The organism is Holdemanella hominis, assembly GCF_014306155.1.
Classification (GTDB): domain Bacteria; phylum Bacillota_I; class Bacilli_A; order Erysipelotrichales; family Erysipelotrichaceae; genus Holdemanella; species Holdemanella hominis.
Genome location: NZ_JACRWH010000026.1, coordinates 1 through 21,073 on the forward strand (window position 1 = coordinate 1; position 21,073 = coordinate 21,073).

Consider the following 21,073-nt stretch of genomic DNA (forward strand, 5'->3'; position numbering starts at 1 on the left):
CATCTACTTGTACTAATAATTGAGAATGTACTAAAGCTTCTATTGTATTATGATCAAACTTAGAAATCTCAATTGCCTTTTCTTCCATTCTTAATGAAATATCGAATGATCTTGAATTTATTTATTAAAATGCTCATACGCATACACAAAAAATCCAATATCTGCAACACACATCATTTCTTGTAAGTAATCATTGATATAAAATCCATAGATAGCTCCACCTGCAAGTAGAACAGCCATAGAAATGAATCACCATTTAGGAAAGCTCATCTGAAACACGAACTCCATCACAAGTACACGGAATAAAAACATTCTTATTATTCTTTTTTCTCTGTCTCTTTTTCATAATCTTACTTTGCATCTGGATATGTGTCTTCAAATTTATCGGCATATCGATTGTGCTTTTTATACTTGAAGAACATAACAACTAAGAAAACAACAGCTGCTACACCTAGTGCGTAAACTAACCAATCTAATGACATCATATACTATGTCCTCCTTTTCTAATTTCATATTAGCATAGTTGTAACCGTTTTCATACTACTTTTATTTCATTTTCAATCAAACGTATCATTTGTTATTTTTCATATGTAATATAACTGACTTAGTAAATAATTCTATCTAATATACTAAGTTTGTATGTTTTAAACAATACTTTCTCAAGCTATAAATCAGTATCATATTCCCTGAAACAATCTATAATTTTAGAGTTTCAATTAAAAAATATGACAGGGAAAAACAACTATATTGAAAGCATGAATCGAATATACATGGGCCAATAATATTTCACCTAATCATGAGTGAGCATTGCATTCGCTAAAAAGTATGATATAATTCAGGTAGTACATAAAGATGTTCAATAACTGAACACGAGAAAAGAGAGGACGGGAATCCTCTCTTTTTTTCACTTCTGCAATGTTTTGTCTTGGTTATGTTACTTCTTTAGTTCTCGAATAATTAGTAGCAAAACTACTAATGTTAAAAATTCTGAGTACATAAAGATAAAACAATAACCAAGCATTACAAAAGCGTTCTCTTTGAAGGTCTGAATTCATAAAGCCAACCTCCAGTCGAAATTATAACATAATCTGGTATCTTAAACCCCTTTCTGTCAGCTTTTTGAAAGAAAAAGTGAAGGATGCTGCTGGATCTGAAGCACGTAACATCACATCCTATATTACAAGTCTTATCTTAAAAGACTTAAAAGAAAAAGAATTATTATAAAGAGGACATTAGTCCTATTCCTTTCTTTTTTTTATGTAGCTATGAATAGCTACTCCAATAAGTGTCCCAACTATAAAAGCCACTATACCGTCCATTTGTATCAAAGCTCCTTTTTCATTCTTTATGTATCTTTATATAGAAATTTTAACAAGTATAAATTTAAAAACATAGTCTATTAATGCTCTAAAATACATGATACAATTTAAAGGTAGTCAATAAGTACGTGTCCTCGTACTTAGCTTTTGCTAAGTCTCGGACGTTTACTTTTAAAAAGTTCATAATATAATTCAAGTAGTACATAAAGATGTTCAATAACTGAACATGAAAAAGAGAGGACTCAATGAAAAAAAAATTGCAATTATCTTTCTAAGTATCATATCAATACTTTATATTTTTGATATTGATTTATTTTCCGCTAATCGTTTTCTCCAGGTTATTATAGGTTTATTAATTTTATTAAGTTTATATATTTTAGCAAAAAAAATATAACATAGAATATGTTCTCACTATTTTATCTTTTAGTAATCATAAACTAAAAGATACTTTAATAGGACAACAACCCTATGATAACTTAGAAGATTTTGTAAAAGGTAAACGACAAAAAAAGAAGTTAGTTCCCCTTTTTTTCTAAAGCATGAATAAAAATTTTCAAAATTATAATTCAAATAATGAAAATCTAGAATTTTAATTATTTTATTTAAATTGTTTTTGCTAAGTCTCGGACATTTAATTTTGAAAAGTTCATGATATAATTCAAGTAGGTAAATTTGGTGGCAACACTAAAATAAAGAGAGAGGACTGCAATCCTCTCTTTTTATTTTGTACTGTGCTACCGAGGACTATGTAACTAGTCCTTTTTCTTTGTATCTAAAATTTTAAATATTACATATATGTAATATCCAATTATAAATAAATAAATTAATATATATATAATGTTATTTGTTAATGTAAAAAGTTTCTTTCCATATCCTAATAAATATAAAAGAATATATATTGAAGAAATAAAAATTAAAACATTGGAGCTTTTTTTTACTCTAGATAATGTTGTCGATAACAGAATCACACAAATCCAAGAGTGTATAATAAAGTGTATGACAAAATGTTGCATTGGTATCAAAGCTCCTTTTTCATTCTCCAAGTATTCTTTATACAATGATTTTAACAAGTATAAATTTAAAAACACAGTCTATTAGTGCTCTAAAATACATGATATAATTTATTAGTAGTCAATAAGTACGTGTCCTCGTACTTAGCTTTCGCTAAGTCTCGGACGTTTACTTTTAAAAAGTTCATGGTATAATCTAAATAGGCAAAAGTTGAAGATGAATCTGCCACGTGAGAAGAACTGAACTCGTCACTCAGTTCTTCTTTTTTTACAAAAAAAACAAAATATTTTTGTTTTTAGCCAATTCATTAAATTTTTCTATAAACTTAGAACAAGAAGGACAATCATCTTTTTCAAAAATTACATAGAAATCATCTTGATTATTTACTTTTTCTTAATGTTGCTTTTAATCTGTACTTTTGTCTACTTGAGTTATAGTATACTTCTTTTCACTATTCTCTTTGATTATTGTTGGGATAATCAATTCCTCTATTATTTTATAATTTGTTGATCTTTCATCTGCAAAATAATACTCCCTAAATTTATCCAACGAAACATGTACATTATTTACAAAAGTTAAATTATTGCCATCTTTTTTCCAAATTTCATATTGATATAAATCAATGTCTGTTGTATCTAATAATACACAATATTCATTTCCACCAACTTGGAACCGAAAACCATCTAAATAATGTAGACAAAGGCTTGAATCATTCACTTTTATAATCATATCTTCCACCTACTTTCGATATTTATCTTTTTATTTTTTTCATTATAAAAGATTATTCACTTTTATTTAAGTATGATATTTTTAATTATTTTAACATCACAATTAAATAATTTGCATTTTTATATTTTAAAAAATCTATTTATTCCTGATATAGTTCAAGTATTGTTTAAATTATACCCTGCCTTTTTTTTACTTTGTTCATATAAACATAATGGATCAATTATATTACTCTAATTTGCTAGAGCAATATTTTTATTTCCTAAATAAACGTGCAAAGAAACCTTTATTTTTTTCTTTTTCTAATTCATTTTTTAACTTTTCTATCTCATTTAACTGCTCTTTTCTCGATCTAGTTGTTCTTTTAATTGATTTATTTCTTCTGTCTGGTCTTTTTTCTGTTCCAATAAAAATGTTTTTTCTTTGTTTTCTAGCATTAATAAAGTCATTTGTTCTATTTTATTTTTTAAATCTTCATTCAATTGCGATATTTTATCTGCCTGTTGTGCAACTTTTATTAACAGATTTTTGTTCTCATCTTCTAATTGTTTTAACCTAGAATCAGTGTCTTTATTGATAATTACAACAGGATTTTCTTTCCTGTGTTGATCTAAAATATCTACTGCTACATCATCTAAATAAGTAGTTCCATCCTGTTTCCATACATGATTTTCAATAGATGAATCTACTGAGTTGCTAGATACAAAAACATTTGATGACTACTATACAAATGAATTGCTACTATTATCCGATACTATTAAACAATCATGCTTTGAAATTCTATTCAATTCTCATATTGAGTGCTGATTCACCTATATTTAACAACTTGATTGCTAATATTTACTTTTAAAAAGTTCATGATATAATTCGTGTAGGCAAAAATCACAAAATTGTGCCACGTTAAGGAAAACTGACCTAGTCACTCGGTTTTCCTTTTTTTTTGCAAAAAAAGAGGACTTAATATCCAATGTCATTTAGTTAAGAATGACGAGACTGTTTAGATTAATACATCTAGGCAGTCTTTTTGGTTGTCACCACGCCAAAAAGTGCAGCATTTCTGCTACATCGTTGGATATATGGTTATAAGTGTTAATCAAAACGGTAATTGAAGGAGACTGGAGCTTTCGGCTTCAGTTTTCTTTTATTCTGTCTATTTCTGCGAACAGGAAGGATTTCTTTCGCAATGACATCACAAATATAAGATGGAGTCTTCGTTTTCTTAAGATGCTCCCGAATAATATGAAAAGCTCGAACAAAGTTAAGTTGGTATTCGTATTTGCGTTTTCGTTTAGCAACATCGATTCCATTTGTAATACGGCTACAAAAGTTGTAAAGGAGCATCTTAGCATAAATTTCCTGTTCAATCAGGTTTCGTTTCTTAGAATGCAATGTGTTTAAATCCAAATCATATTTTAACTCACGATAACTCGTTTCGATTTCCCATCGAAAATGATACAGCTCTTTGATATTCTGTATACTGAATTCATCTTTATCAAGATTCGTGATGATACATTCATACGTATCCTCTGTAATCTTAAAGCGAACAACTCGGCATTCAAAATCATAAAATGGTGACTTATTGAAGTAATCGAATCGCTGATTCTGTGGTACAAACTTATAGATTTCAGGGTGAGCTTTTATTTTATTTGTTTGCTTTGTAGTCAATATGCGTTTGACTTGCATATCAAATTCTTCATCTGGAAAAGGTCCAAAACTGCGTAGCATCCCAGTAGAATGAATATCTTTAACTCGAACCAGATACTTATTTCCTGATAAGTTAATTTTTTCAAAGGAATTGATGGATTCATACCCTCTGTCTGCAATAAAGATGGCTCTATCGCCTTTGTGGTGCTCGACAATTTTATTGAGTGCCTCTCGTTCATCCTGTATAGCCTGTCCCTGAAGAACGATATCATCATAGGTATATTCCAAAATATCATAGCTTGTGTTTAGATGAAAAGCAGAGAATGGTTTATCGGAATTGTTCGCTTTTTGGATTGTTGTTTTCTTGTCTTTGATTTCAGAAGTAATAGGCAATGTAGAGCCATCCACAGCTAAAAGACGATATCCTTTATATAATTTTGGCTTTTTAGTTTTTTCATTAAACAAATTGAATAAGGTATGAAAAGCATCTGGTTGAATCTTATCTCTTGCCTGTATAAAAGAAGATACAGTCGGTGTATCTAGATTGTAGCCAAATAATTTATACAATTCATCTTTTAATGAACCGCCTTCTAAAAGCAAAACATTCATCAATGTGTTTCCAAATAGATGCTTTCTTTTGCGTGTGAAATCCTTATCCGGATTGATAACAAATAAAGAAGAGGATTCATCTAATTGATGTATACATTGTTTTAGCATCTTTTTCATATGTTTAAACTGGTTCATAAGTATTCTCCTATAACAGTGTACTTATAAACAAATAACATATTTAAGCATAATAAATCTTTTGAAGAATTTGGTGTTCTTAAGTCAAAAGAGGAATAGAATTGCTTGGTAAAAATTTTATGGCTTATTGTAAGGGGACTATATAATTTTTCTTGCATTTTGCAAAAAAATATGGTATATTAATCATGACGAAGGCGTGATATGCGCAACCTGGAATCCTACCTCAGCTTTGACTGAGATGGAGTCCAGTTTTTTTTATGAGAAAGTGCTAATATACAATTATTCTTTTCAATCTTTTCTTGTCCGAATAAATATATGTTAGCACTTTCTATTTAATAATTATTTACTTTTAAAACAGTTACTATAAGATTCCATCATTTCTAATAGTCGAATTTTAGGGATATTATAAGTAGTTAAGTTAGTATTAATATCTAAACTTGTCTCAAAATTTTGTGTTTTTACTTGTTCATATGTCCAATTTTTATTTAATTCGTTTAATGCAGAATATACTTTTGAATTTTTGATTGCTTTTGCCTGATTATTAATAGTATTCACAAATAATGGCAATATTGGTTCATAGTGATTTATAGTATTTCTCATAGCTCGAATATATTCTAATCGGCCTGAAAATTTGCTCAATTTTTTATATTCATATTCTCCGCTTTGAAGTTTCAAACTTTTATTTTCCATAATTGTATATATTTCATTTTGTAAACTTTCATCAAGCATCGAAAACAATATGGATATTTCGCCTAAGGTTAAAGCATTAGGAACTACCCAAAGAGGTGCAATTATATTTTTTGAAGTAAAATGAGTTACTAATCGATTTGATACATCTGTTTTATACCCATCAATTTCTTTGCCAGTTCCTATGCTATACATTTTTTTGATGAGGTCTATTTTTGCTAAAAATCCATAATCGTTTTCTACATATCCTGTTTTCTTCAGTGTGTTATACATGTTACTACAAAAGAGAGGAAAATACTTATCATCAACTTTTTCTTCGTTTGAATTAAAAACATTTAAAAAGGTTTCAATTTCAAGCGCATAGTTGGTGCAATAAATATCTTTCTTTTCCTCAACATAGTTTTTACATAGTATTGAAAAAATAACATTTTTAAATTTTCTTTCAAAATCTCTAATGCTTTTATACAACACATCAGTAAACTTTAGTTCTATCTCCATTATTTTTAAAAACTCTTTAAAATTTGTATATTCACCATAGACATGGTTTCCATTCTCATCTTTTCCTGTTGCAAAGATTTCTTTATAAGGATTTATTAAAGTGATATAGTTTACGTCAACAAACCAATGCTCATCTTCTTTGTCAACGACTATCTTTTTAGAATCATATAAATAACGAATTTGTTCATCTATATTTTTATATTCTTTATGATTTTCTATACATTCCATATAATTTACTTCCATTTCTACGTTACATATTTTATCATGAATCTACTTAGATTTCGACATAGAGAACAAAGGTTATAAAAAAGAGATACAAAATTTATGTATCTCAAAAAAGTGATATTTTATTAACTTAATGACATTGACTTAATATCCTCTGATTTTTTATATATTCCACCACTTATATACTGTTGGTTTTGTTAAACCTGTATCACGAATACAATCTGCTTTTTCTATATTTTATATTAAGTACGACTCATCCTATTCAATATAAATTTTTAATAAATACTATAAAAATATATTATATTTCTATGTGCTTTATTCATGATTGAATTTTCCTATACATATTATACTTAAACACTGCATAATAACACATTGTTACTCCTATAGCAGATGATGCTAATAAAATAAATAGATAATTCTCATTGTTTAAACAAGCAGATAATAATGAAGATATTAATGCTCCTAATCCCATGATCATTAGTCCTCTACCAATCATTCTACAATAAGAATCTTTATCTTCATTTAAAATCATTATTCTATTATGCAAATGCAATAATCCTATATTTCCTTTTTTTATACAATATCCATTCATAAATACTATTATACCTATTAAGGATATCATAAAATATTTAATCATATATTTTCTTATCCCTCTCCATCATTATCACTACGTAAAAATCACTGATATGTCCATTTGTATCAAAGCTCCTTTTCCATTCTCTAAGTGTTCTTTATAATTTTATATTCCAATATTGTATCTTACATAAGTGGTGGGAAAATAAGCGCGCCACCATAAAGAGACACGTGTATAGCTAATATAATAAAAGTAGCAAGAAGAAGAAATACTACAAAATATTTGAAATATTTTTCAGCCTGTTTTTGAGATATTTTTCCATTTTTATTAAGCTCAGGATGCTCATCAAGTTCTTTTATTCTTCTTTTTAAATAATTATCTAAAAATTTCATTACTAATCACTATCCTCTCCATCATTATCACTACGTAAAAATCACTATACTGTCCATTGGTATCAAAGCTCCTTTTTCATTCTCTAAGTATTCTTTATACAATGATTTTAACAAGTATAAATTTAAAAGTACAGTCTATTAGTGCTCTAAAATACAGGATATAATTTATTAGTAGTCAATAAGTACGTGTCCTCGTACTTAGCTTTCGCTAAGTCTCGGACGTTTACTTTTAAAAAGTTCATGATATAATCTAAATAGGCAAAAGTTGAAGATGAATCTGCCATGTGAGAAGAACTGAACTCGTTACTCAGTTCTTCTTTTTTTACAAAAAAGCAGGTTGTCATCCTGCTCTTATATGCTTTGTTGTCTAGTCATCTCTATCAAGCTATTTGCAAATATAGTAGGCAACCATACTTGCTCCGACAGAGACTAAAAAGTTGAAGAAAAACTCTGACACGTTCTTACCTCCTTCCCGTTACCGAGAGAGGAGTTGCAAAATAGTATGTCCATTTTATCATAAAATCAAATGTACAAAAATAATAATTATATAAATCAACTAATACCATAAAATATAATATTGTTCATCATTATTTTATCGCAAAATTTCTTCAAAAAATTTTCAAAAACAGATAAAAAGTATAGGATTTTATGCATTTTCTTGAATTATTGCACCTTTATACAAAGCAGAAATAACAATAAAATCCGTTATCAACAAAATAGCTTTTCGATTCCGACTGAGACCACCATTTGTCAAAGATTGCACCTAGCATTTCCCAGGTGCTTTTTTTATGTCTTATTTAAAGCATATTCTTGCATTATGGTTATGTTCAATATCATCAATAATAGCGAATTCATTCTCTCTTTTAGATAAAAGTTACAAAAAAACTACAAAAAATTTTCAAAGCATACTAAAAACGGATAGTAAATTATCCGCTTTTTTTCATCGATTTCGATTATTTTTATTTCCCCCCAAATCCATTGTTTTTCTTACCCTCGTTTTATCTTCAGAACTTTGCTTATTCATCTATATCTGAGTAATAGAATCAATTAAATAGCCTTCAAACAGAGGAAACAATGCTGAGATAATAGAGACTATAACAGAAATACAGCAATAAAATATTACGAGAGGTTTAATATCTTTTGTACTGGAAAAATAATATTAATCATTTTAAAAATCAACCTTTCTTATTCTTTTGCGTATAAACAAATACAGCAACAGTGTATAAAGGGTTAGCTCTATCATTCCATACAACCATGTTATTTCATATCCTCCGCAAATAAGGCTAAATGAAGAAACAATTGCCAATGGGTTTATACATGGAAACAACAATCCAAATTGCGAAATGCAATAAGTAATAATAAAAGATGCTATACACACAGTTTTAAAATTCTTCTTTTTTCGTGTGCATAAGAATATTAATGTTGTAGTTAAAATATAGAATAGCGTTTTAGTCATATTCATAATTCCTAAAAGAGATAGGACTTTCCATATTGGCATTAAACTTAAGCATTCAGGTATAGTAAACAGCGTATCAGCAGAAGCAAAGTATTCGTTTCCCATATAATACATTTTTTCCACACCATGAACATAACTGTTAAACTTGAAAATATTGACCTGATCAACCAATATTTTTGTATCTATCTTAGTAAATTGATGATTTTGCAGAAGAGTCATACCAATCACAAAAAATGAAAGGCAATAAATAATCCCTAAACAAATACATACAGATATGACTATATTAAACAAATATCTTCTTCTAGATTGGATTGTGAGTAGTTGATGTAAATTATTGTCTTGATATACGTTTAAAACAGTTAAAGTGAATATAACAATCAAAACCGGCAACAAAAAAGATAGAATAGAATCTGCTTTCAGATTATTCAGCAAATAACCTAATAACGAGGATTTATCTAGAAAAGAATTTTCGTATACTCTTTGATACATTAATTTCATATGAGAAACTTCATTAACATAGAGTTGATGTATAAAACTCGATGTATTTGCTTTGGCAAAAACAGTATTTAATGCATTCCTGTTAAACTCATACCTTTCTTGATCAAATTCTTTGGGCTTAATACTTTTAAAATGAAGATCCCCGACTCTATCGTTTGCATAACAATCGATGTCGACACTGGATATTTCTAATAAACATTTATAATATGCGTCGATAGAATCTTGGCCAGCTAAGTTTTCTAAGCGATTTATTTTCCAATCCAAATAAGAAAAGAAATTGTTCCAACTTTCATCAGATTCATATTGGTATACAATTCTAAGACTTTTAAATTTCTGTTTTAACGCAATCGTTTCTTGAACTTTGTTATTTACATCATTCTCAAAATCTGTCTTCTGATTATTTAAACTGATAAAAGATATCAGATTTAACATAATCAATAACAGTAATAATATTTTAGTGATTCTCATTTTTAAGATTGCGATTACTTGATATTTAATCATATTGAATCTCCTATTCAAAATCCATATTTTCTATAAAGACACAACTTATAAAAGGTATAAGTAGATTTATGAAAAATAAAATAAATGTCTTTTCATAATAAAAATCAATATTAAAAGAAAGAATATATGAGAAAGGATTCCAACCTGTTATCACAAAGCAAGAAACCAGTGATATCATAATCACGGCAAACCAGGTAATGATCTCATCTTTTAAAACCAGAGATACTAGCTGTATAAATTGAACATACATTAGTAGACTCAACATAAAAATAAGAAAGCTTTTTAATAGGATGTGCATGATTTTTAGTAATGAACCATTTGTTAGGATAAATAAGTGTCCTCCATAACCATATTGAATATATCCAACAAAACAAAGAACAACAGTAAAAGATACAACCAACAACAAAGAGATTATGCAATAAAACATATTTCGTATTAGTAAAATACATTTTCGGCTTAATGGATATGAAAATATATATTGATATGGTTTTGTACTTGAAAATTCCTTACTCCATATGTCTGCGTTAATAAGAAGAATCAACAGGAAAATAACAGCAGTAAAGATTGATTTACATTGTATATTTTTTAAGTAAAAACAAAATGTCGGTTTTTGTTGATCAACCACATCCAATTGGTTGTTTTTCAAATTAAATTCATCCATCGCAATATCAGATTTTAAGCTTTTTTTATTAGGTACAAAAGAATCTGTAAATGGACTCAAATAATTTTTGTTCAACCCATATAAAACATGTTTGTTTCTTTGAATTCTTTTTTTCAGTATTTCTAGATCATCATTCTTTACATAGGCATTTTCCAATGCATCCGTATAATCAATTTGAAGATACCAATACTGCAATTCTTTTTCTTTTTCCTTATCATATTGTTGACTCAAATCGTATTTCAATATGTTGATATGAATCTGTTCATCAACTTTCATTATCTGTAAATTTTCTATTCTTCCATTCTTTAACTCCAAATATTCTTTGTTTGTTTTGACACAGCCACAAAACATCAAAAAAGCACATAGTGCAATATAACAGAGTACTTTTTTTGACATGAAACCTCTAATTTCAAATTTTAGAAAATTAAACATTTTTACATACCTCAAAGTAGTATCGTTCCAAAGGATCCTCTCGATTCACCGCTTTATACTTTTTTTCATTCTGCATATGCCCAACGATTTTTCCACAATTAATAAAGACATATCTATCACTCATCTCTCTTAACTGGTTTATTTCATGTGATGACCATAATATTGTTGTCCCTTGTTTGTTCAAGTTTTCTAGTTCATCTATGACTCTTTTCTTAGTTTGTAAGTCTAACCCGTTAAATGGTTCATCTAGAATTAACAGCCTTGGATTTTGCATTATAACCAAAGATAAAATCAGCATCTGCTTCATTCCTACAGAATAATACTTTGTTTTTTTCTTGAGCCTTTCTTTTAAGCCAGAAAACTCTATATAGTTATTCATCTGCTGCTCATTAATATTATTTAATTGAGAAATCAATTTAAAATGATCCAATCCATTTAAATCAGGATATAATGGTGGATATTCAATGCTGCAAGCTACACCTTTTAATGCTTTCTTATTATTAAGAGAATCAAAAATCCAGATTTCGCCACTATCTATATTTGAAAATCCCATTATACACTTCATTAATGTTGATTTTCCAGAACCATTTGGACCTACCAAAGCCACTATTTCTCCTGCTTCTATGTCTAGATTTATATCGTTCAAGATCTTATTCTTATTTAAGTGTTTAATACTAAGTGCTTTCATAATAATACATGTTTGAAACAAAGCATATTCAAACTTTACCTCTTCCTTCTTATTTTTGTTTTCACTTTAACCTAGAAAAGAAAGTAAAACAACCACACGGTATCATGTGGTTGTTATTTGGGATTAAGATGCAAGAAAGTAATCTTTTTTTCTTCTTTGTCTACTTTTAAATTGTATTTTTTTATAAATCTATGGTTCTCTCTTTCAACAACCGAGAAATCATGTACTAGGCTTGTTTTAATTGAAATTGCTTTATTTAAACCTATGTTTATTATGGATACATATATGATAGGCTCATTATCCTCTATCAGATTATTCAATGTGTTTATGAAAAATATAGTCAGATCCGAATCATTAAACTCTTTTGTATTACATTGAACGAAATGTTGAACGGTTGCATTTCCAAGATCAATGTTGCATATTGCGGTGCTCAAAGCTGTATTTCCGGTGTAAATGGCATTGAACTTTTCAATTATTTCCTGCTTCATTACATAAAAATCATTTTCTGCTTTTTCATATTCTTTGTTCTTGAAATACATATCTATAGAATGACTATCATGTATTAGTGCGTGTAAAAAATCAAATGTATTATTGTAATTATTTTGAGCAATTTTCAATTTTCGTTGTAATTCGTTTTTTTCATTTTGAAGATTTATATTTTTGATGGTAAATGAGAAAAAATATAAATACAATAAGTTTGAAATAAACAAACCAATTAATATAATCATTGAAATACGTTCAAAAAGATCTTCATTCTCCAAAATATATATCATAAAAAAACATAGTGTTATGGGCAATATAAAGATCCATATCTTTTTTTCAACTTTCTCTAAATATAGATAGGGAACATACATAATTATAATTAGGACAAACATAAACAAGTAGTTGCTTGTCAAATTCAAATAATCAATTCTACAAAATTGAAATATCAAATCCACCATTTCAATGCAAATCCAATATGAAATGGACAGATAAAGTGAATCAGTTAAGTTTTTATGAAAAATAAACTGAATAAACAATCCGTAAAAAACAATATTTATTAAGGCAAACATCCATAATAAATGACTATTTGAAATAGAATAATTAAAGAGCACTATGATGATTGTGAATATTATAAATTTGCCGATTGATTTTATGTTTGGCTTGATTTTATCTTGTATGGAAAGAATTGTATATAAGATTATCAATAAACATATGTGAAAAAAATATGTCATATAGATTTACTCATTTCATTGATCCAAGCTTCTTCAAAAGTCTTTTTGTAGAATCTAGAAACAGGGAGTTTAACATTATTCTGTAAGATGACATCCTGCTTATCTAAATAATTTATTCTTTTCAAATTCACTAATATAGACTTATAGCACTGTTCAAATGCCTCGTTACATAGTGTACTTCTCCAATAGCTTAACGAATAAGGAGTTTTAATTGTTCTATTATGTAGATATAAATAGGTGTATTTTCTACTATATTCCAAATAATAGATATCATTAATATAAATCTTTGTTCCAGGAATCTTCTCATCCATAATATATCTATTTTCATTTAAATATTCATTGAATACAGGTTCCATAATCATATTAAATTGATCCTGCGTATAAGGCTTTAGTATATACCGATCTGGCTTTATGGAATATCCATCCAATAAATATTTTTGATAATTCGAAGTAATAATAATGTGACATTGATTTTTTAACGTTCTAAGCTTCAATCCCATATCTATTCCACTAATTCCATTAATTTCCATATCCAAAAAGAGAAAATTAACATTTTTACTTTTCTCTATTAGCTCTGTCGCATTCAAACATATTTTTATATTGTAAGCAATGTTTTTTGAATCCAATAAATTCTCTATACATGCTTTAACAATGTTGGCATCATTTATTTCATCATCACAAATTAAAATATTAATCATTAAATATCCTTATCTTTCTGTTTTAGATTACTTTACCACACATTCTTAACAAATAACATATTCAACTACATTCTTTCCTATGTTAAAACCATTTTGCATCGTTGCCAGTTTAACTGTAATAATTGGAAATGGTGCATAGACATCATTAACTTCAACACTATTGTTAATCGAATGATCTATTTTTTTACGTGATAACTGTTGTAATTATTAATAAAAATGATATAAGTTTTATTTTATCGTTATAAATAGCACTCTTTTTTCATGGTAGCATATATGTAATTGTTTTCATCCAAACGTTTCATATGTTATTTTTCATGTGTAATATAACTTAGTAAGTAAATAATTCTATCTAATATACTAAGTTTGTATGTTTTAAACGATACTTTCTCAAGGTATAAATCAATATCATATTCACCGAAACAATCTAAAATTTTAGAGTTTCAATTAAATAATATGACAAGGAAAAACAACTATATTGAAAGCACGAATCGAATATACATGGAACCAATAATATTTCACCTAATCATGAGCATTGAATTACCTAAAAAGTATGCTATAATTCAAGTAGGCAAACGGATAACAAGCCTACACGAGTAAAAGGATGGTTCGGACTAAACCATCCTTTTTTCAACGAAAAAAGCAGTAGAAGGACTAATTCTACCGCTAAAGGCTCACTATTCTACTTATCCCCATCGAGCCGTTTGCATATAATATGGGTTACCACACCTGCTATGACAGAGACAATAACGGATAACAATATCTCCTCCACGAGATTCACCTCCTTCCCGTTACCGAGAGAGGAGTTGCAGAATAGTATGTCCATTTTATCATAAAATCAAGTAGCAAAAAATAACAATCCTATAAATCAACTGAGCATCGGCTGATACAATAAAATGCGAGATAATCCACACTAACTTTATTGCAAAATTTTATCAAAAAATTTTCAAAGCATATTAAAAACGGATAGTAAATTATCCGCTTTTTTTCATCGATTTCGATTGTTTTTATTTTCCTCTGAATCCATTGCTTCTAACTGAATTCACAACAAAAGAATTTCTTCTTACCTATATTTTATTTATCATCTTTACTTTTTAAGTAATATCCGCCATTTCTATTCGAGCCACGATGCTCTACATAAACAGTCAAGTTTCTTTTTAACTCATTTTTTATCATATCCCTGCTAACTGATGGCAAATTTGTTTGGATTATTTCAGATAGTTTTATTGTGTTTATTCCAGGATTCAGTTTTAAAGCTTTCATTATTTCTAATCCCAAATCGCTTATTGGGTCAGTTATTGGGTCAGTTATTGGGTCAGTTATTGAGTCAGTTATTGAGTCAGTTATTGAGTCATTCTTTAGATAGTTAACGTTCGGTAATGTGACAAAAAAGAAATTTTCCGTTGCTTTAAACTCAGGTTTCACGACATAATTTTTATAGCTTTCCATCGTTCTAGGAATTCCTGTACCAAAGTTTTCAATCATACCTAGTTTATCAAACACATGTACTAACCTTGGATTACGATATGTTTGCACGCCATTCATAATATCATCCATAGATGCATTAAATATTCCACCTGGACTAGTAATTTTTGCCTTATCAGGGAAGAATTCGATTTTAATATTCGAACGTATAAAGTAATTGGCATGGCATATTGCATTTAAAACCATTTCACGAATAGATGCACCGGGATAAGATTTTGTTTCAATTCGCTTAAACGAACTTCCATCAATCACAACTCGTAAATCATTTAATCTTTCTACCTGTTCTTCTACATTTTTTAAAACATTCACTAACGAACCTTTAAAACTCTTTTTGATTTTGAAATTCATTTCAGAATCGTATTCTGCAACTTTGACAACAATCTCAGATTGATCAGATAATAAATATGCAAGGTTTGTATATTTACCTGATTTAGCTTTCAAACCCATTGTATTCATTAATCGAGGCGTTAAGTTTATATCATTCTCTTCAAGTGTTCGTTCAAAACTCTTGAATGTAAGATCCTGTTCCTCGGAAATGTCATCTTCATAACTGTAGCTATGTGACTCCATTATCATACGTAATATCTCATCGTCATTAGCCTTACGCTTACTTCTACCAACACGAATATATACGCCTGAGGGTTTTGGTCCTTTTTCTCTTAAATAGTATGGTTTGTTTATTCCTTTAGAAATATTAATGACCAAAACATCATCACTATTAAAATAATATTGAATTAATCCTGAAGGTTTGGGAAAGAATGCTTCTTGAATCCAGTTTCCTAATTTCAGATCTACTTTATCTTTAGAAGCATCATCTTTAATCCCAACAATGCTACCATCATCGTCCACACCTACATAAATGGTTCCACCATCACTATTAAGAAAAGCAATTATTTCGCTTTTGACTTCATCAATCAACTCTCGTTTTAATTCTGTACGTTCATCTTCAATATACTTAGTCATTTTATAGTGTCACCTCTAATATCAATGATATATACAATGACTCATTAAATCAATGAAAAGAAATATATTTCCCATTGTTCTATCACAACAGATATTTTTTATATAAAGCATATTCCTATATCAAAGTCTTATATATAAACAGCAATCCAATCGCCCACTTAAACCAAAGTTGCAAAAGAGTATCACCGCAACAAGTGATACTCTTTTATTGAGAGAATTTTAATTTATACAATCAATAATTATTGGATCAAAGCTAATGTGCATCAAGAAAATCATTTTTGAATTTGTGCCACCATAATGATTGTTCTTATAGTTTCTAATATATAGTAAAAAAATCATTACTACTAGAACAATACAACAGATGGCATACATTGTAGTTGAATTTAAATTATAGAATAAATAATAGATTACTGTTCCAACAATAATTAATAATCCTATGATCACTAAAAATGCATCCACATATTTTTTCACTTCAGACTTATTCAGTTCCTTATTTATTACCAACATGCTATGATCATGACCATCCACTTTTGTCTGTAACACTGAGTTTTGCTCTTTTACATCATCCAATTGAATTATCTGTTGCTTATTCCAATCATTCTACTAATTTCCAAGTTTCCATCATAGCTTCCCACTTTCTGCATTCATATAATATTTTGACTGCATATTGAATAAATTCCAATATACAGAATGTGCCTTCATTAATTCATAATGACTACCCATTTCTTCAATGCTTCCATTCTTAAAAACAATAATGTTATCACAAAACCTTGTCGATGCCATTCTATGTGAAATAAAAATAGCCAACTTATTTTTTGATAATTCATTAAATTGTTCATAAATCTCCGATTCTGATTTTGGATCCAATGCAGCCGTTGGCTCATCCAATATGATTATTGGTGTATCTTTATAGATAGCTCGACTAATCGCAATTTTTTGAGCAACTCCGCCTGAAGGTTCAAAACCATCTGAATCAAAATCCTTGTGTACACGTACATTCAAGCCTTTCTTGTATTTCTTTACAAATGCAGAAATTCCCAAAGAATCAAATATATCCTGAATTCGATTTTCATCACTTTTTCGCGATAAACTCACGTTTTCCTTAAGTGACATTGAAAATAATTGGAAATCCTGGAATACAGTTGAAATGAATTTTACATATTGAACATAATCATACTCTTTAATATCCACCCCATTTAATAATATCATTCCCTCAGTTGGATCATACAATCGACAAATTAATTTAATAAACGTAGTCTTACCCGCACCGTTTTCTCCAACCACTGCAATTTTATCTCCAGCCTTCATGAAACAATTGATATCTTTTAAAGCCCATTTATCGCTACCGCCATATTTAAATCCAACATTTCTAAATTCTAACGATTCAAAATGAGAAGGCATATTACGGTTGACCTTTCCATCATATATATCCATAGGCAAATTCATAAATTTCTCAACAGCTTCAAAATAATAACTATACTGATTTATATCATTCACACTATCGATCACTTCATCCATAGAAGTTGTAAATGTCGAAATCGCATTGATATACAGTGTAAAATTTGCGATGGATATAAATCCTTTTGATACCATAAAAACCATATATACATAAGAAATCATTCTTTGAAAAAAATCCATAAGATGCATAAAGAAATCGGATTTATCCATAATATACATCTGATTTTTATAAAACTTCCAAAGCTTATGTAAACAATCTTTTAAAAAATCCATCAATACATATTGACCTTGATTCATTCGAATTTCCTTGCCATATTTTACATCCGAAAACACATTCATAAAATAAGACAATTCTCTTTCCTTCGGATTTTTCTCCATTTCCAATCTGGCATAGGCTTTTTTAAATCGCATCTGCGCTTTGCTATTTAGATAGGCAAGACATAAAAACACAAGCAACACTGCTTTATTTAATGAAGCTATGATCCAAATCACTGTACCGAAAATCATCACTTTACTAATGATTTCCATCGCTCGATCTAATACAAAACTAAATCCTTGTCCATTCGCATATAAAAATTTTTCCGCATTTTGTTTCAGATTTAAAAACTCTGGATCTTCCAAACACGCATAATCCACTTTAGAAAGTTTTGTATTTAACTCCACCTGAAACTTTTCTAAAATAATACATCGCTTATAGAAGGCCGTATTCTTTAAAAAGTCACTTAAAAACTTCATTAAAAAAATCACAATTGAAAAGATAATGATATATTTAAGTAAATATGAAATTCGATTTTGCCCCATTAGTTCATCCAACAAAATCTTTGGAAAAAACATAATCAATAAAGGTGGGATCGTATTCGTTATTTGATACAAAATCAAACAAACCAAATAGCTTTTTTGTACATTCCACGCATACTTCCAAAGAAATGTTAAGCTTTTAAACATACGTATCACCTTCTTTATAAGAGATTCTAGCATAAATGTAATTATTTTCAATATCGTATTGAATTGTTTTTCATTATATTATAAACAGTTTCATTATGTTACATTATATTCCTAATACGTCATATGTGCAAATAGTATATTTAATCATTAGCATTGCATCCACTAAAAAGCAGGCTATAATTCAATTAGGCAAAAGCTAAGAATAACTGCCACGTAAAAGGAACTTGAATTGAACATCAAGTTCCTTTTATATTAAAAAAAAGCGGCTGACCAGGCCACTTTACAATGCTTTACTACTCAGTCATCTCCGTCAAGCCATTTGCAAATATAGTAGGCAACTACACTTGCTGCAACAGAGACTAATCCGACTGAGACCACCATTTGTCAAAGATTGCACCTAGCATTTGCCGGGTGCTTTTTTTATATATTATTTGTAACTATATATTGCTCAACACCTTTAATACAAATATTATTTAATTGATATTTTGGTTTTGTTATTTCAGGATATTTACCAACTGAATCTAACATAACTAACACATTCGTATACGGCAATTTTAATAACATAGGATCTAAACCTGTTCCAAATCCTGCGCTCTCTTTACCTATTACTGTCGCAAATCCAGTGCACTGGGAAAATCTGGCAAATGAATCGGCTGCAGAAAAAGTTTTATCACCCATAATCAAATAAACTTTTTTAAAATCAAACAATTTCTCTGATTGAATATCTATGCAATCTATATATGAAAACTTAGATTCACTTCCTTGAACATCTATGCCATACGATTCCACATATTTTTTCGATGCCTTTCCATGACCTGTTATTTTAGATTTATATCTATAATCTGCTCCACTTAAATAAGACACTAACTTTTTCCATACAATATCAGATCCACCTTCATTATCTGAAATATCAATTATTATTTTATCCCCATGAAAATCTTGAAGCTCTTCGTTTATTTGAGCCAATGAATTTAACATACTTATATCAAAAGAATGAAACTCAATCACAAAGAATTCTCCGTCTTCATAGCAATCAGCACCTCTATCATTTTCTTCATGCAAATAAGAAGTGTCTTTTCCTAGGTTGGAATACGAATCAAACACCTCTTTATCCATTAGTTTCTTATAATTCCAGTTATTCTTACTGATTCTTTTGTCTTGAATTAAATTCTTATACACTTGATGTATTCTATGATATGAATCCACATCTACAATATTGAAATGGCCTTTTGTCTCATAATTGAAATAAAATTCAATTAAGTCATTTAAAAATTCACGATCATTTTTACAATTCATTATCTTATTTAAATATATTTGTTTTGTATCTAAATTCGGAATAGTATTTAACCTAAAAGAATTTGTTTCAACCACACGTATAAAATATAAATAATCTAAAACATATCCTATTGATTTCCTATTTATATAAAAAATCCCACTCAAAAATACAAATACAATCATCAAACATATAATAAATTTATTTCGCCATTTTCTCATATTCATTCTGCCTTTTATAGATTTCAATGCACATGCTCAAATAATTCATAATACATTTGTTTTGTCTTCTTTTTCGTACCCAAATTAAACACATAAGACTTGGATGCACCTTTTTCATTAAGAACAATATAACTTTTATTATTCGCATTGATATACACTTTACCCTTATATATGTATTTTAAAGTTTTTTCACCTTTTTTTATATTTACATTGGCATCTCCAGAATAATAATCATCATTACTCCATCGATAGCCATTAGGTACAATCTCAAACTTTACGTTATCATAAAACTGAACATCTTCTATATTATTAAGCGAAATAACTTCATTCTTTTTAAACTCTATATAATTTTCACCTAATTTGGCATCCACTTTAGGATTATCTTTGATACTTGTATACGTAGCATAAATACCAAACACAGCAAAAACCACGAGGCCAAAAATTATTTTTACTTTCTTGTTCTCTTTTAGTTTAGGAATAAATTGAAGTGGAAGTGCAACAAGACAAGTAATCAAGAATAGGATTAGTTCTCCATAAAACTGATTATTCATAATCATTTAACCTTTCAACACATTTTATTTAAGCTAATAATAACATAAATGCCATTTAAGGGTATCAAAATTTATTTTTTTATTTTTTTGTACCCTTAAACACGCTTTTTCTATGTACATCACATAGAATATATATTATTTAACCGCAAGTTACGATAAAAACAAAGCAAATCTTTTTCGTCTCAGCTATTCTAACTTTTATAATTCAATTG

At 28.6% G+C, this 21,073-nt stretch carries 18 protein-coding genes; all 18 read right to left on the reverse strand.

The window, feature by feature from the left end:
• Window positions 1–117 precede the first annotated feature (117 nt).
• The 18 genes from H8911_RS12720 to H8911_RS07115 all read right to left on the reverse strand — a co-directional run bounded on the left by H8911_RS12720 (window position 118) and on the right by H8911_RS07115 (window position 20,861).
• Entirely contained in the window at window positions 118–240 is a 123-nt protein-coding gene (locus tag H8911_RS12720; protein ID WP_255466315.1) for a hypothetical protein, read from the reverse strand.
• A gap of 110 nt (window positions 241–350) precedes the next feature.
• On the reverse strand, window positions 351–485 hold the full coding sequence (locus H8911_RS12725; protein ID WP_255466316.1) for a hypothetical protein: 135 nt from the start codon (window positions 483–485) through the stop codon (window positions 351–353).
• A 2,250-nt stretch (window positions 486–2,735) separates the two neighbouring features.
• Complete coding sequence (locus tag H8911_RS07040; RefSeq protein ID WP_186999144.1) at window positions 2,736–3,059, reverse strand: hypothetical protein; 324 nt, start codon at window positions 3,057–3,059, stop codon at window positions 2,736–2,738.
• Window positions 3,060–3,388: 329 nt separating this feature from the next.
• On the reverse strand, window positions 3,389–3,538 hold the full coding sequence (locus tag H8911_RS07045) for a hypothetical protein (protein WP_186999145.1): 150 nt from the start codon (window positions 3,536–3,538) through the stop codon (window positions 3,389–3,391).
• A 607-nt stretch (window positions 3,539–4,145) separates the two neighbouring features.
• Window positions 4,146–5,444: an IS4 family transposase gene (locus H8911_RS07050; protein ID WP_186999146.1), complete on the reverse strand. Its 1,299-nt coding sequence runs from the start codon at window positions 5,442–5,444 to the stop codon at window positions 4,146–4,148.
• Window positions 5,445–5,783: 339 nt separating this feature from the next.
• Window positions 5,784–6,857, reverse strand: a complete 1,074-nt coding sequence (locus H8911_RS07055; RefSeq protein WP_186999147.1) for an Abi family protein — start codon at window positions 6,855–6,857, stop codon at window positions 5,784–5,786.
• Window positions 6,858–7,173: 316 nt separating this feature from the next.
• Window positions 7,174–7,491, reverse strand: a complete 318-nt coding sequence (locus tag H8911_RS07060; RefSeq protein WP_118012672.1) for a hypothetical protein — start codon at window positions 7,489–7,491, stop codon at window positions 7,174–7,176.
• A 122-nt stretch (window positions 7,492–7,613) separates the two neighbouring features.
• Complete coding sequence (locus H8911_RS07065) at window positions 7,614–7,820, reverse strand: hypothetical protein (protein WP_186999149.1); 207 nt, start codon at window positions 7,818–7,820, stop codon at window positions 7,614–7,616.
• A gap of 1,168 nt (window positions 7,821–8,988) precedes the next feature.
• The gene (locus H8911_RS07070) at window positions 8,989–10,275 is read right to left on the reverse strand and encodes a hypothetical protein (RefSeq protein ID WP_186999150.1); all 1,287 of its coding nucleotides are present in this window, start codon (window positions 10,273–10,275) and stop codon (window positions 8,989–8,991) included.
• A 10-nt stretch (window positions 10,276–10,285) separates the two neighbouring features.
• On the reverse strand, window positions 10,286–11,332 hold the full coding sequence (locus H8911_RS07075; RefSeq protein ID WP_186999151.1) for an ABC transporter permease: 1,047 nt from the start codon (window positions 11,330–11,332) through the stop codon (window positions 10,286–10,288).
• 28 nt (window positions 11,333–11,360) lie between these two features.
• Complete coding sequence (locus H8911_RS07080; protein ID WP_222620988.1) at window positions 11,361–12,056, reverse strand: ABC transporter ATP-binding protein; 696 nt, start codon at window positions 12,054–12,056, stop codon at window positions 11,361–11,363.
• Window positions 12,057–12,169: 113 nt separating this feature from the next.
• Window positions 12,170–12,817, reverse strand: coding sequence for a hypothetical protein (locus tag H8911_RS07085; RefSeq protein WP_186999153.1), 648 nt, complete (start codon window positions 12,815–12,817; stop codon window positions 12,170–12,172).
• A gap of 449 nt (window positions 12,818–13,266) precedes the next feature.
• A complete protein-coding gene (locus H8911_RS07090) occupies window positions 13,267–13,968 on the reverse strand; it encodes a LytR/AlgR family response regulator transcription factor (protein ID WP_186999154.1) in 702 nt (233 codons plus the stop codon).
• Window positions 13,969–15,039: 1,071 nt separating this feature from the next.
• Window positions 15,040–16,413, reverse strand: a complete 1,374-nt coding sequence (locus H8911_RS07095) for an RNA-binding domain-containing protein (RefSeq protein ID WP_186999155.1) — start codon at window positions 16,411–16,413, stop codon at window positions 15,040–15,042.
• A 219-nt stretch (window positions 16,414–16,632) separates the two neighbouring features.
• Complete coding sequence (locus H8911_RS07100) at window positions 16,633–16,983, reverse strand: hypothetical protein (protein ID WP_186999156.1); 351 nt, start codon at window positions 16,981–16,983, stop codon at window positions 16,633–16,635.
• Window positions 16,984–17,034: 51 nt separating this feature from the next.
• Complete coding sequence (locus H8911_RS07105) at window positions 17,035–18,816, reverse strand: ABC transporter ATP-binding protein (protein ID WP_186999157.1); 1,782 nt, start codon at window positions 18,814–18,816, stop codon at window positions 17,035–17,037.
• 420 nt (window positions 18,817–19,236) lie between these two features.
• Window positions 19,237–20,310, reverse strand: a complete 1,074-nt coding sequence (locus H8911_RS07110; RefSeq protein ID WP_186999158.1) for a S41 family peptidase — start codon at window positions 20,308–20,310, stop codon at window positions 19,237–19,239.
• A gap of 23 nt (window positions 20,311–20,333) precedes the next feature.
• Window positions 20,334–20,861, reverse strand: a complete 528-nt coding sequence (locus H8911_RS07115) for a hypothetical protein (RefSeq protein WP_186999159.1) — start codon at window positions 20,859–20,861, stop codon at window positions 20,334–20,336.
• Between the last annotated feature and the right edge of the window lie 212 nt (window positions 20,862–21,073).